11 protein-coding genes are annotated in these 12,284 nt (G+C 52.2%); all 11 read left to right on the top strand.

Annotated features, from left to right (window positions below):
• The first annotated feature begins 138 nt into the window (after positions 1-138).
• The 11 genes from JJD66_RS16235 (at position 139) to JJD66_RS28280 (ending at position 12,258) form a co-directional block, all read left to right on the top strand.
• Positions 139-537 (top strand): lytic transglycosylase domain-containing protein, encoded by a 399-nt coding sequence (locus JJD66_RS16235; RefSeq protein ID WP_004666757.1) that lies wholly within the window; start codon positions 139-141, stop codon positions 535-537.
• Positions 538-545: 8 nt separating this feature from the next.
• On the top strand, positions 546-1,676 hold the full coding sequence (locus tag JJD66_RS16230) for a secretion/conjugation apparatus DotM-related subunit (RefSeq protein WP_004666756.1): 1,131 nt from the start codon (positions 546-548) through the stop codon (positions 1,674-1,676).
• Positions 1,673-2,659: a DsbC family protein gene (locus JJD66_RS16225; RefSeq protein ID WP_106116955.1), complete on the top strand. Its 987-nt coding sequence runs from the start codon at positions 1,673-1,675 to the stop codon at positions 2,657-2,659. Before JJD66_RS16230 ends, JJD66_RS16225 begins: the two co-directional genes overlap by 4 nt.
• An 8-nt stretch (positions 2,660-2,667) precedes the next feature.
• The gene (gene dnaG, locus JJD66_RS16220; protein ID WP_106116956.1) at positions 2,668-3,954 is read left to right on the top strand and encodes a DNA primase; all 1,287 of its coding nucleotides are present in this window, start codon (positions 2,668-2,670) and stop codon (positions 3,952-3,954) included.
• A gap of 11 nt (positions 3,955-3,965) precedes the next feature.
• On the top strand, positions 3,966-6,188 hold the full coding sequence (locus tag JJD66_RS16215) for a TraM recognition domain-containing protein (RefSeq protein WP_004666753.1): 2,223 nt from the start codon (positions 3,966-3,968) through the stop codon (positions 6,186-6,188).
• 12 nt (positions 6,189-6,200) lie between these two features.
• The gene (locus tag JJD66_RS16210; RefSeq protein ID WP_106116957.1) at positions 6,201-7,571 is read left to right on the top strand and encodes a hypothetical protein; all 1,371 of its coding nucleotides are present in this window, start codon (positions 6,201-6,203) and stop codon (positions 7,569-7,571) included.
• Positions 7,572-7,586: 15 nt separating this feature from the next.
• A complete protein-coding gene (locus JJD66_RS16205) occupies positions 7,587-7,814 on the top strand; it encodes a hypothetical protein (RefSeq protein ID WP_106116958.1) in 228 nt (75 codons plus the stop codon).
• A 1,655-nt stretch (positions 7,815-9,469) separates the two neighbouring features.
• On the top strand, positions 9,470-10,675 hold the full coding sequence (locus JJD66_RS16200) for an HD-GYP domain-containing protein (protein WP_106116968.1): 1,206 nt from the start codon (positions 9,470-9,472) through the stop codon (positions 10,673-10,675).
• Between the two features lie 282 nt (positions 10,676-10,957).
• Positions 10,958-11,236 (top strand): ribbon-helix-helix domain-containing protein, encoded by a 279-nt coding sequence (locus JJD66_RS16195; protein ID WP_106116960.1) that lies wholly within the window; start codon positions 10,958-10,960, stop codon positions 11,234-11,236.
• The gene (locus JJD66_RS16190; protein WP_106116961.1) at positions 11,236-11,550 is read left to right on the top strand and encodes a type II toxin-antitoxin system RelE/ParE family toxin; all 315 of its coding nucleotides are present in this window, start codon (positions 11,236-11,238) and stop codon (positions 11,548-11,550) included. The genes JJD66_RS16195 and JJD66_RS16190 overlap by 1 nt, the downstream gene beginning before the upstream one ends.
• 579 nt (positions 11,551-12,129) lie before the next feature.
• Positions 12,130-12,258 carry a hypothetical protein gene (locus JJD66_RS28280; protein WP_258925547.1) on the top strand — a complete coding sequence of 43 codons (129 nt, stop codon included), beginning with the start codon at positions 12,130-12,132 and terminating at the stop codon, positions 12,256-12,258.
• Positions 12,259-12,284: the final 26 nt, after the last annotated feature.

The raw sequence follows: 12,284 nt of genomic DNA, 5'->3' as shown, positions 1-12,284 counted from the left end.
AAACTCCTTCCTGAACGAGGCTGAAACCAGCATTTTTGCGGATTTGCATAAGGCTGATTCAACTTGCCTTGATTCCGTAGAATGGCTACCATACGGAAAATTATAAACCATTGCTAGGGATCGAGAAAGGACGAAACGATGATTCCATTACCAGTGGCTGAGCCGCCTGTACCGGTTTGTTTGGTTGAAGCGGCGCGAGATTACAGTTTGCCCCTCAGGGGAATGATCGCGCTTTGGATAACCGAGGGCGGTAGTACAGGGACTTTGAGCCCGAACAAAAATGGCACGGTCGACCACGGTCCTTTCCAGATCAACACCGTGTGGGCTCAGAAATTAGAGCGTGAATTCGGCGTATCACCCCAAATGATCACGACGAACTTTTGCTGGTCCGCTCGCGCCGCTGCATACATTTTGCGCTACGAGATCAACCAGGCGAATGGCAGTTTTTGGGATGGGGTTGGGCATTACCACTCCAGGACACCGAAGTACAAATACCCGTACATCCAGCGTGTTTACAACAATTCGCTCAAGTTCTAGGAGGGCTCATGGCTAGACACGGACAAAATCAATCGGACGGAATGGGGGTCGTATGGCTAGTCATGATTGGCTTGATCGCATTTTTCGGATGGATGTTTTGGCATCGCTGGCACGGCACGATTAGCTACTGGTCGCTCAAGTGGGTTTGGTACCAGCTCGCTGTTTTCGATTGGCCATTTATGCCTGAGGTGATTCGCGAGTGGCGCGCACAAGCTGCGGGTATGGCTATGTATCCATCAAGGGTTACTTTCCCCGAGCTTTTGAGCATTCTCAATAAGGCTGGTTATTTTTACATTCCCATACCGCTTTTCTTCATCGCGAGGGGCTTTCTTGCCGCTCACCGGCACCCGATGAACAAAACGCGCAGGAAGGTCACGGTTGAAACCCTGCCTTGGATCATGTCCAAGCACTCCCCCGCTATCATTCCATCCCTGTACTACGGCAACCCTCAAACTCTGCTGCTAAACGATGATCCGGTCGAGCATCGAAGCGCTGTGCATCCGGAAGAATGGACGCTTGAGCAAGGATTGATTGTAAATCACAAGTTAGATCGTGAACGTTGCCGTCAACTCCTGATCGAGTTTCTAGGCAAGCCGGTCGCTTCACTCAACGAATTTAGTCCTACGGAACGTGCATTGTTCGCGGTTTTCGGCGCTCGCCTACTTTCGGACGGAAAAGACATCCGCGTAGCCCAGCAGCTCTTGGACGACCTCAACCGTTCATGTCACACAGGTACGTTTGAAGGGAAAAAAGGGTACCCGGATCTCGGTTTAGCTGACGCAGCATTCAAAAAATACTCCGTACATCCTGACGCCCAAGCGTGGCTCCTCAAACACCCCTACCCCCGAACGATGCTGTTCGCTATGCACAAGCGTGCTTCCGAAAGCGGCAAGTTGCCCTCTTCCCAGTTTCGATGGTTGAAAGGGATGGACCGTAACCTTTTCTATGCCTTGAACATCGGAAAGCGCAAAGCCCCATTCCTTGAACAAGGTGCGGTTTTCACTCAGATGCTGTGGGAAGAGTTCGCTGAAAACGTGGGCTATCGCCTTACCGAGCCATTCGTTGAAGACGCGATTGATGGCGTCGAAAAATATCTCGCCAAACTAGGTTTGGTCGCCCGACAAGGAGAAACACAATGAAAAATCGCGACAGAATTCGCCAGTACGATTCGTCTCTCCATGTCCACTTCGGATCTACCGGCGAGCGCCGTGCTGTTACGGCACTTTCGTTGAACGACAGTCTGCAGGTTCGCCTGGATGGAAAGCGTTTGCTCTGGTCCAACTCTGCACAAGGGGAAAATCATGAGTGCTTGCTTGAAGAGTTCGGATCTGAAGCTCTGGCTGGTAATGCTTTTGAAGCAATGCAACATGCGCTTGACCGCTTCTCACGGCGCCGTGTGATATTCAGCCGTGTTAAAGGTGCTGTTAAGTGGGGCTTACTGCCGGCGTTCGGCCTGATCTTTGCCCTCGGTTTGAACATGTACGCAGCCCGAATGACCGGCATCACTTCGCAAGCTTCACCTGGCCCATCGGGCCAGGTGAATGAGCAGCCTGCTTTCAACCCAGGTGCAATGCAGCCTGGCTTTGCACCGCCACAACAGCCTCAAAATCTCCAGCTTGGTAACATCCCCGGGCTTCCACCAGCTGCTGACCCAGCAATCGTCAAGCAAGCCATCAATGCAGGCACCAAGGCTGGTAAGTACGCTGTACAGCTTTCTCAGGGGGGGAAAGGGACTGTCTATGTGTTCTCTGACCCATCTTGCCCACATTGCCGCAATTTTGAACCAGAACTTGAAAAGCTCGCTGCTGACTACACCATCCAGCTTTTTCCGGTATCAGTGATCGGCGGGTCTGAGTCCAGCACTGCGATTGCCCAAATGCTTTGCGCTAAACCTGAAGACCGTGCCAACTACTGGAAAAAAATCGTCAAGGGTGATCGCCTCGACGCACCGACTTGCCCCGAAGGCGAAGCCGCCGTATCGGCCAATGACCAGATATTCCGCAAGCTGAATTTCTTGGGCACTCCCACAGTGGTGAACACAAGCGGCGAACAAACCCCGCTGACCCTTCCGAATACCGCCCGGGCCATTTCGCAGTGGCTGGATCAAACAAAGGCGCAGTGAGGATATTCATGGGCAAGTACATCCGGTACTCCGATGAATTCCTTGCCCGTGTGCGTGAGGACGCAGACCTGGTGGGGATCATAGGAAGAGACATCACCCTTAAAAAGGCAGGCAAGGCATTTAAGGCGTGCTGCCCTTTTCACGGAGAGAAAACACCCTCTTTTGAGGTATCGCCTGAGCGGAACACATACAAGTGCTATGGGTGCCCCGCACAAGGCGATGCGATCAAGTGGATGATGGAGTTTCACAAACTCCCCTTTCAAGAAGCCGTTGCCGCTGTGGCGTCGGACTCAGGGATTGCGGTTCCTGAATCACAGGATGACGACTCAGCCGAATCGCAAATGCGCCGAAGTCGCTTGGCGTCTTTAACCAAAGCCCTGCAAGACGCGGCGCGTTTATATGCGGGTGGGATCGAACGCAGTCCCACAGGTCGCCAGTACCTCACAACCACCCGCAGCCTTTCGGAAGAAACAATCACTTCCTACCAGTTGGGTACCGTCGCGACCGGCGTCGTTGAGCTGTTGGCTAAGCGTCATGATCCAGAAACACTCATTGAGTGCGGGCTGGCCATCCGTGCGGAGGACGGTCGTCTATTTGACCGCTTCCGCAACCGGATCATGATTCCGATCTACAACGAAAGCGGTGCTTTGATCGGGTTTGCGGGACGTTCCATGATCGAAAAGCCCGACCGAACACCCAAGTACCTGAATTCGCCTGAAACTGAGCTTTTTCATAAAGGGAACGAGTTGTATGCGTTGAACGTCGCCAAGGCGACAATTCGAAGCGCTCGGCACGCTATCGTCGTTGAAGGCTATTTCGATGTGCTCACGGCTCACCAGGCCGGTGACTGCAGAGTGGTGGCCCCCATGGGGACCGCCCTTACAAATACTCAGGCAAGACGGCTATTCAGCCATGCCGACACCGTGACATTTGCCTTCGATGGGGATAAGCCTGGCCGATCTGCTGCGTTACGAGCCTCTGCCGTTGTTTTAGAGGAAATCCGCGACGGTAAAACTGCCCAGTTCCTTTTTCTACCCGAGGGCAGCGACCCCGATCAGCTGATCGCTTCGCATGGGCTTGATGCATGGAACGATGCATTGGCTACCGCATATCCATTGAGCAGGTTTTTGGCCGACTACGTGAAGCACGGCTTGGATATGGACGTACCAGAATCGCAGGTCCGCGCTGCTGAAAAGGCACGCAAAATACTCGCCCGCGTCCGTGAGGCAACCCTCTACAAACAAGCTCTTACCGCTCAGTTCGAAAGAACGATCGGTATGGCGTTGCCCGCCTAGGAGATCACCACATGTCTCTCGACTCACAACACGAGATCAAGCCTGGCCGCATATCAAGGGACGTGCGTAGCTCTTGGACCAGGTTCAATGTTGCACTGTTTCGCCCGAACAACTTCAAGCTTGCACTTTTAGCCATAGCTGGCCTGCTGTTCTATCAGCCAGTCTTGTGGCCGGTCTGGATCCTCTTCTTGTCCATGCTAATCATGGCCTTTAAGGACCAGAAATTTCGCATGCCTATCCGCATGCCCAAAGACATTGGCGGCTTGGATCGAACGGATTATTACGAGGAGCTGGTAGAGGAAAACTTCCTTTGGGGCTTGCTCACAAAGTCGCGGCTTTTTCGCAGGCTCTTAGCTGCTGGGGGCATCATGTACCTCGGTTTTCTCCGTACGCCGAATACGGACGGAATTGCAGCGAGCGCTGATGAAGGCCGGGAGCTGTGGCTCAACAACTCCGATTGTCGTACCCACCTGTTTTTGCCAGGCACCACGGGCTCGGGCAAAAGTGAAACCCTGATGGGCATGTACTACAACGCCATATGCTGGGGAACTGGAGCGTCGTACGGGGACGGTAAAGCTGACTCAAATCTTGCCTTCTGTCTCTGGTCGCTAGCTCGCAGGCATGGCCGAGAGGACGATTTCCTCATCCTCAACTACCTTACAGGAGGCATGGATCCCTTCGAACACATGGTGGCTAGGGAGTCTGGTCTTCATGCAATGAATCAGCCTCAATCGAACTCCATGAACCCTTTCGGGGACGCTGCGGCTGACTTCCTCCTGCAGCTGATGGCCTCCTTGCTACCCGTAGCCAGCGGTGACGGCGCTCAATGGCAGCAAAAAGCTCTCAATATGATCGATGCGCTGCTGCGTACGCTCTGCTACAAGCGCGCCAAAGGGGAACTTGAAATCTCCATCGGGGTGATCCGTCATTACCTGGCACTTCAAAACCTTGTCCAATTTTACATCGAGGGCCAGCAAGGCCTGATCCCTGAACTGGCCTACCTGCCGATCAAAGCCTACTTTGAAACCGGCCTACCAGGTTTCAACCCACAACTCGCTGGTGATCCGTCGAAGTGGGATGCAGAGGTGTTCAACCAGCATGGTTATTTGACCGGCCAGTTTGCTCGCACTCTGTCGATGATGATGGACACGTACGGTCATATTTTTGCGGACAAATTTCCGGAAATTGACATGCTCGATGTCCTCCTCAACGACCGGCTGATCGCAGTCATGATCCCGACTCTCGAAAAATCTGCGTCCGAGGCAGCATCGCTGGGCAAGCTGTACATTTCATCAATCCGGCTGATGATGGCTCAAAACCTTGGCTACCGCTTAGAAGGTACTCGGGCAGACGTCCTTGATACCAAAGCCACAAATGCCCCTAATCCGTACCTGATCATCAGCGATGAGTTGGCCTACTACTTCGCTGCAGGCATCGCAGTAATGTTTGCTCAAGCGCGAAGCCTCGGCTTCATGATGGTCGCCGCCGTGCAGGATATTCAGGGCCTTAAACGAGGCGAGGCTGCCGACGAGGCACCTTCCATGCTTGCCAACACCAAAGTGAAATGGGTACTGGCCTTGGAAGACCCAGAGGACACCTACGATTACATTCGCAAGGCTGGCGGGGAGGCTTACTACAGCGTGCTCTCCGGCTACGACCAGAACACCGGTGGTGCCTACCAGGCGCAGGGTGCAGCGAACATCGAGCGACGAAACAAGATCGAGCTTGGGGAGCTGAAAAAACTGCAGGCTGGTGAGGGAATGCTGATTTTTAAAGATGCTGTAATCCCAGCATCAAGCTTCTACATCCCCGACGATCACAAGAAAACCAGCAAACTTTCTGCCCGCATCAACAGATTCCTGCAGATCGAGCGGCCGGAATTCAGCCGATTGCCACAAAGTGCTGAGCGCATCAGTAAGCAGGATACCCACTCTGTCGACTACATAGCGGCACAGCTTCGCCGGGTCGAGAAACCCTACTACCCAGCCCTCGATGACCCGATCCTCGATCAGGTTGTGGCAACTGCGCGGCACCTGGACAGCATCCAGCGTTTCGATGTGCCTGCTGAACAGCGTGGCATCGCATTATTCCAAGCGGCAAGAAAAGCGCTTCATGCAGCGGAAGCTCAAGGCCTTACTGGTTATTTTCATCAACCGAAACCCGATCTTGAACCCGAAGAAATGCTCGGCGACGACGGTGAGGATTTTGAAATTCCAGAAGATGCATATGATTAATAAGGGGGCACGATGACAGCAATCAAGCTGGGCAACGACTTTTGGAAATACACCAAGGACCAGGTGGAGCTTCCTATTTATTGGCGTCCTGATGCAGTGTCAAACCATCATGTCGGTGTTGCAGGAACCTCCGGTGCAGGCAAGACACACTGGATCCGGGAGTTCGTCACCAACATGGATGAACAGGTGGAAATCGACATCTTCGATTATCACGGCGACATCGAGATACCAGGGGCAGAAACTGTTCTTTTCAGCGAAGCGACACGCTATGGGTTTAACCCACTGGTGTTAAACACAGACCCCCACTACGGGGGCGTGCGCAGGGCTGTGAATGATGTGATTGAAGCTATGAACAGCACATCCCGAAAGCTTGGTGGCAACCAGGAAGGGGTTCTGCGCCACTTGCTCACCGACGCTTACGCAGCCCGCGGCATCTATGTGGATAAGCCACATACTTGGCAGCGTCGAGAAGCCTCCGATGACGAAATCAAAGACATCATCAAACACAAGCGCTGGGCAGATCTGAAAGCCGTCTATCCTACCCTCTCCGATGTTGTGCGGCTGGCCAAACGCAAGTTGCGTGCCCTCTGGATGGGGATAGACGACCAGGACGACGGCAAACAGGCCTTGAGCTGCTTTGAGGACTACTGCAGAACAATGGCTGCAATGAACAAGCGTCGGGCGGACTTGGCCAAGTCGCAAGGTCGTAATGGCGATGGGGATATTGAAGCCCTGGAGAAGCGTCTCGACACGTCGAAAATCAAGGCTACGGAGGCACACCAAACGTTCTTGAACAACCTGCAAACAGGGCGAGAATTCGATGACGCGATGAAGTACCACAGCAAGGATGTGATGCTAAGCGTCATTACTCGACTGGAAAACCTGATCGCGACCGGGATTTTCAATCCCAATCCGCCCCCTTTCGGCAACTCGCGGATTCGCCGGCACAACATCAAACCCCTTGCCCAGTCCGAGGATGAGTTGAAGATGTTTGTCAGGTTCCGGATGCGCGCAATAATCCGGGAGATGATGCAGCGTGGCGAATCCCACGGAAAACTGCGCCGGTTGATCGTGCTGGATGAGTCAAAGAAATTTAATGACGAAGACGCCTCAAACCCGATCAACGTGGTCGTTACAGAAATGCGTAAGTTTGGCCTGGCAATACTTCTGGCCGGTCAGTCCCCAGCGCATTTCAGCTCCGACTTCATCAAGAACGCCGGCACTCTGTTACTGCTCAACCTCGCTACTGCTGACTGGGACGAGGCTGCTCGTAAGCTGAAAATCGATATCAAAGACTTGAAATACCTACGTCCACAAACAAGCGGTGCGGTACGCATGCTTGAAAAAGGACAGATCGCAAACTTCCGCCAAATTCACTTCTAAACGAGCGAAGTCGCCATGAACCCAGTTTTGTTGAATCTTATCCGCACTGTTCGCCGCCTCAGCATGGTCGTGGCATACATTGTAATCTTCGGGCTCATCTTCTATGGAATGGCATTGCAATTTAGCGGGAGGGAGCTTGAGCGCGGCTTGATGGAGTCGAGCCTAAATTGCGCTTTTGTAGCTTTGGGCACCCGGCTCCTGATCGACATCTTTTTTGGTGACAAGCTGAAGGCAAAAGCCTAGTATACGTATGTACGTACGTACGCATACACTCTAAAAACGGGGCGGCTACCCCGGATCTGCGATGTCTAGGAGCGTCACATGACTTTGAAAATACCCTGCGGCAATATCTCGCAAGCTCTTGCAGGGGAGCCCACAGGATTCGGAAAAAATCGTACGCTAAGATATTGTGGACAGCCATAGTAGCCGAAACGCCTGTCCTCTAGCCTGTGGCCAGATCGCACTGCGCAGTGGTTTAGCCGAACCTCTTGATATATGTGAGTAGTTTCTTGTAGAGCTTATCTGCATATGGCGCGTAGTGTGCTCCAAGGTGACTGCACGGGCACAGGTCACGCAGTTTATACATGGTCTGACTTCTCGGCCTCTAAGATGTGATGAATAGCCAGGAAGCCAGCGAAGTCCCGGTGCTTGCCACAATTCTCACGCTCGCACGCAACCCCGGCCCTTTTTAGTAAAACTTGCTGTACATGTGAATCACGACAAACCTCCGAGTGAAGCACGGGCACGCGTTCGCCTTCATCCCAACCCAAAGTCGAACGCAGCAGCCGGGCAGTCGTCGTAGGTATCGTCGGCCAGTACCGACTCCACTTTATAGGGAGTGAGCTTGGCTAGATCAATCACTCTCAGCCACTGCCATAGCGCATCGGCCACAGTGGTTCAGGCTGCTGGGAAGCAGCGGAAACAGGCCGGGCGCGAACTCCCGCACCCGGATGCCGATGAATGAAGGGTGAGCCCTATGGCGCGGATACCATATCCCCAGTATTTCCTGCCTCAAGAATTACAATTGTAGGACGATATACTTAAAATTACTGGTAGCTTCGAGTCATCAGTGATGAACCGTCCGCATCTTGGTACGGTGATGCCGTCATCCAGGATGAGCTAAAAATGCGGGAATTGCAGAAGGTGATGACGTTGATCTATAGCTTCAGGCGGTTCTCAATCGCGAAGCTTCTAGGCTTCTAGGTGTAGCTAATCAAATGAGGGAGCAAGCCACTCTACTCGAAAACTGCGGATACAACGATCTGGCCAATTCAATTTTTTTGGAATTTTACAAGCTTATGCTCGTGATTGAACAGATTTATGAAGCCATGGATCAGGAAGTCATGGATCAGCTTGGTAGAAACGCTAGTCCTGATGGGTGTATGAGCGCCTCGAACGACAAGCAGAAACCATACAAAACATAATTGTCAATAAGGATTTTGACGTAGACTGCAACCTGTCGGATGATGTTATTATGACATCATGCGCGCTGGAGAATTTAATTAATGAAATCAGTCAATCAGTCAATCAGTCAATCAGTCAATCAGTCAATCAGTCAATCAGTTAACGAGCTGATATCGGCGTCCCAGGAATCATATGTTAAATGCCAAACCAGAAACCCAAAAGGAAAAAAGTCACGGTAGCTGTCAAGCTTCGCCCAGCAACGTTCTACACTCTGGAGGGATGGCTCTTGCTTGGGGGCGCGAACCTACCTGAACCGTCAACCCTGGCTAGTTTCTTAGAAAACCTTGCTGATACGTGGGCGCGCGACGTAATTAACCAAAATCCTGCTGAAGCAGGACAGCTACGCTCACTTAGGCATCTACCGCTGCCTTTAAGGCCGGTTGATGCTGACCCGAAAAAGTCTGATCGTTAACCAATTCTTTCGAGCAGATCTGATGCTGAAAAAAATATCCACATCGCAAGTCAGGCTTGGGATGTATATCCAATCCCTTGAAGGTAATTGGTTCTCGCATCCGTTTTGGAAAGCAAAATTTGTCTTGTACGATCAGGCTGACCTTGAGGCTTTGCAAAGCAGCAAAGTTTCGGCCGTGTGGATCGATTGCTCAAAAGGAATTGATGTCACAGATATAGTTGAAAATCTGGGTCAGGAACGAAAACAAGCGCTTTCTTATACGGAAAAACTATTGCAAAAGCCAACGCACGCTTCTACAACAGTTGCTGAAGAACTACATCGTGCATCGCAGATTCTCAACCATTCCAAACATGCTGTGATGCAGTTATTCAATGATGCCCGGCTCGGAAAAGCGATCGATATAGGACAATGTCTACCTACCGTAGAAGCAATCACCACATCTGTGGCGAGAAACTCATCCACTCTAATTGGCTTGGCGAGACTGAAAACCAAGGATGAATACACCTATATGCATTCCGTTTCAGTATGCGCGCTGATGGTCGCCTTGTCCAAGCAATTAGGTCTGGATGAGGAGCAGACTCGCGAAGCGGGTATTGCTGGATTGTTGCACGACATTGGTAAGATAGTAATTCCGCGAGTAGTGCTGAACAAACCCGGTAAGCTAACTGATGATGAGTTTTCGACAATGCGCGCCCATCCAGAACTTGGTCATGCCATGCTTCTAAAGAGCGAAATGATTCCCCAGTGCGCGCTAGATGTCTGCCTCCACCACCATGAGAAAGTCGATGGTACCGGTTACCCGCACCGCCTTCAAGGCCAGCAAATTAGTGTATTGTCGCGCATGGCGGCAATCTGTGATGTTTACGATGCTATTACCTCAAATCGTCCGTACAAGGAAGCCTGGGATGCCGCTAGCTCTCTTGCGCGCATGGCGAAGTGGACGGGACATTTCGACAAAGAAATTTTTAATGCCTTCGTCAAAACTGTCGGAATTTATCCGCTTGGTAGTTTGGTCAGATTAAATTCCGGTAATTTGGGTGTGGTGATCGAGAAAAACCCGGATCGCCTCGGCAAGCCTATTGTGCGCGTTTTCTTTTCACTTCAGTCAAACACTAGTATTTTTCCGCAAGTGATAGATCTATCACAACCTTCGACAACAGATCGTATTGTCAGCCGGGAAGACCCAGCAAAGTGGGGATTCAAAAATCTAGAAAACCTTTGGTGCTAACTCACGGTATTAGGATCTGTAGGAGCGCCGACTGTTCGATCACAATGACAAAACTGCTAGTCGAGTTGCTACAGCAACTCGACGTAAAGGTCTAGAGAAACCAAAGGGCGACTTGAAAGATGTACGTGCAGTGCGGAAGCGAGCAAGCCAATTGACAGGTTGTCGGCCTGACGCCCGATAATGGTTCAGCCCAAATTGACATGTAGCTGCACCTAAGAATTCATGGGCATCTTTTCCAGATGTGGAGTAGGATTAAATCCTATCTCACCAAGGAGGTTCGTCATGCGCAGCACTCAACAATTCAGCATCACTCTGCCCAACCAGATGGCCGACGTTGTGAAAGCCAAAGTGGCTACCGGTGAATATGCTACTGAAAGCGAAGTGATCCGTGACGGCCTGCGGGCGCTGTTGGCCCGTGATCGCGCCTTGGAAAGCTGGCTCGTTGGCCAAGTAGCCCCGGCTTACGATGCCTTGAAAGCTGACCCTTCGCGTGCGCTGAGCGCCGATCAGGTGCGTGCCCGGTTGTCGGCAGAACACCAGAACGCCACTTCAAAATCGTAATGGCATATACCGTCGAGTTTGCACCGGAAGCCCTAGATCAGTTGGCTGCGCTCTATCGCTACATTGCCACGGCGGCTTCGCCGGAGACTGCCCAGCGGTATACCGACGCCATCGTGACCCATTGCGAAGAGTTACTAACGTTCCCGCACCGAGGGAACCAGAGGGACGATATACGACCAGGTCTGCGTATCACGAACTATCGCAAGCGGGTCGTGATTTCATTTGCCGTTGATGCCAAGCAGGTTTCCATCTTGGGCATTTTTTATGGTGGGCAGGACTTCGAGACAGCCTTGCAATTTGAGCTGGACGATTAGGTTTGCGGGCAGGTGGTGGGATTAAGTGCACTTTCTATTCCGCCGCTCCCTCACCCCTAATACTCACAACCCAAACGTGAGGCCGTAATTATGTTTCCGAAAGAGATCAAGGCAGATCGAGAGTTTCTTGACGGCGGTCGCTTCGCTTTCAACTTGCGACACACACGCTGGCCAAGATCATCACCGCTGCGTTCGAAAAGGCTCGGTGCTAGCCGCGGGTTGCTCGCTACGAGCATCGTCTCCAACAACCTGCTGGCCAAGTTAGCGAGGGTCACACCGGCTCCCATTGCGGATATTCGCAAGCGGAGAGAGTTAGAGCATGGATTCTCTTGAAAAGTGGGGGTGTAGAGCCCCGCGGATTCGTCAGATTTCAACGTAGCACGGGGTATTCCTGGTGCGGTGGCCACCGCACCAGGTGATTATTGAGTGTCGTCACCTTCGAGATCCGACAAGCTATCTGCAAGGTCGATTTCCACCGGGTAGTTATCCGAACCGGCCACAGTAAACGAGCAGGCGCTACCGTGTTCCCCTGCGGCGATCCGCTCTTGAAAGTAAAGGTCAGCTGGTGGACGCTCCTATATGGAGCCGACAGACCGTGAACTGGCCGAGGATCTTGACGACCAATACCGTGTTGCAGCGGATGCCTACCAACGTGCGTTAGTGTCGTTCCACAACGCCTTGCTACTTAGTCGCGGGATGGCGGTATAATCGTAACCGTCCGGCCATGTCATCTA

The sequence above is a fragment of the Pseudomonas sp. MF6751 genome (assembly GCF_016613265.1).
Lineage (GTDB): Bacteria > Pseudomonadota > Gammaproteobacteria > Pseudomonadales > Pseudomonadaceae > Aquipseudomonas > Aquipseudomonas fluorescens_BV.
Note: the sequence above shows the minus strand (reverse complement) of the source record. Positions and strands in the feature narration are given on the sequence as shown.

Excerpts from the sequence above, each read along its gene's own strand:
- JJD66_RS16235 (WP_004666757.1), top strand. The coding sequence starts at position 139 with ATGATTCCATTACCAGTGGCTGAGCCGCCTGTACCGGTTTGTTTGGTT.
- JJD66_RS16230 (WP_004666756.1), top strand. The coding sequence starts at position 546 with ATGGCTAGACACGGACAAAATCAATCGGACGGAATGGGGGTCGTATGG.
- JJD66_RS16225 (WP_106116955.1), top strand. The coding sequence starts at position 1,673 with ATGAAAAATCGCGACAGAATTCGCCAGTACGATTCGTCTCTCCATGTC.
- dnaG (WP_106116956.1), top strand. The coding sequence starts at position 2,668 with ATGGGCAAGTACATCCGGTACTCCGATGAATTCCTTGCCCGTGTGCGT.
- JJD66_RS16215 (WP_004666753.1), top strand. The coding sequence starts at position 3,966 with ATGTCTCTCGACTCACAACACGAGATCAAGCCTGGCCGCATATCAAGG.
- JJD66_RS16210 (WP_106116957.1), top strand. The coding sequence starts at position 6,201 with ATGACAGCAATCAAGCTGGGCAACGACTTTTGGAAATACACCAAGGAC.
- JJD66_RS16205 (WP_106116958.1), top strand. The coding sequence starts at position 7,587 with ATGAACCCAGTTTTGTTGAATCTTATCCGCACTGTTCGCCGCCTCAGC.
- JJD66_RS16200 (WP_106116968.1), top strand. The coding sequence starts at position 9,470 with ATGCTGAAAAAAATATCCACATCGCAAGTCAGGCTTGGGATGTATATC.
- JJD66_RS16195 (WP_106116960.1), top strand. The coding sequence starts at position 10,958 with ATGCGCAGCACTCAACAATTCAGCATCACTCTGCCCAACCAGATGGCC.
- JJD66_RS16190 (WP_106116961.1), top strand. The coding sequence starts at position 11,236 with ATGGCATATACCGTCGAGTTTGCACCGGAAGCCCTAGATCAGTTGGCT.
- JJD66_RS28280 (WP_258925547.1), top strand. The coding sequence starts at position 12,130 with ATGGAGCCGACAGACCGTGAACTGGCCGAGGATCTTGACGACCAATAC.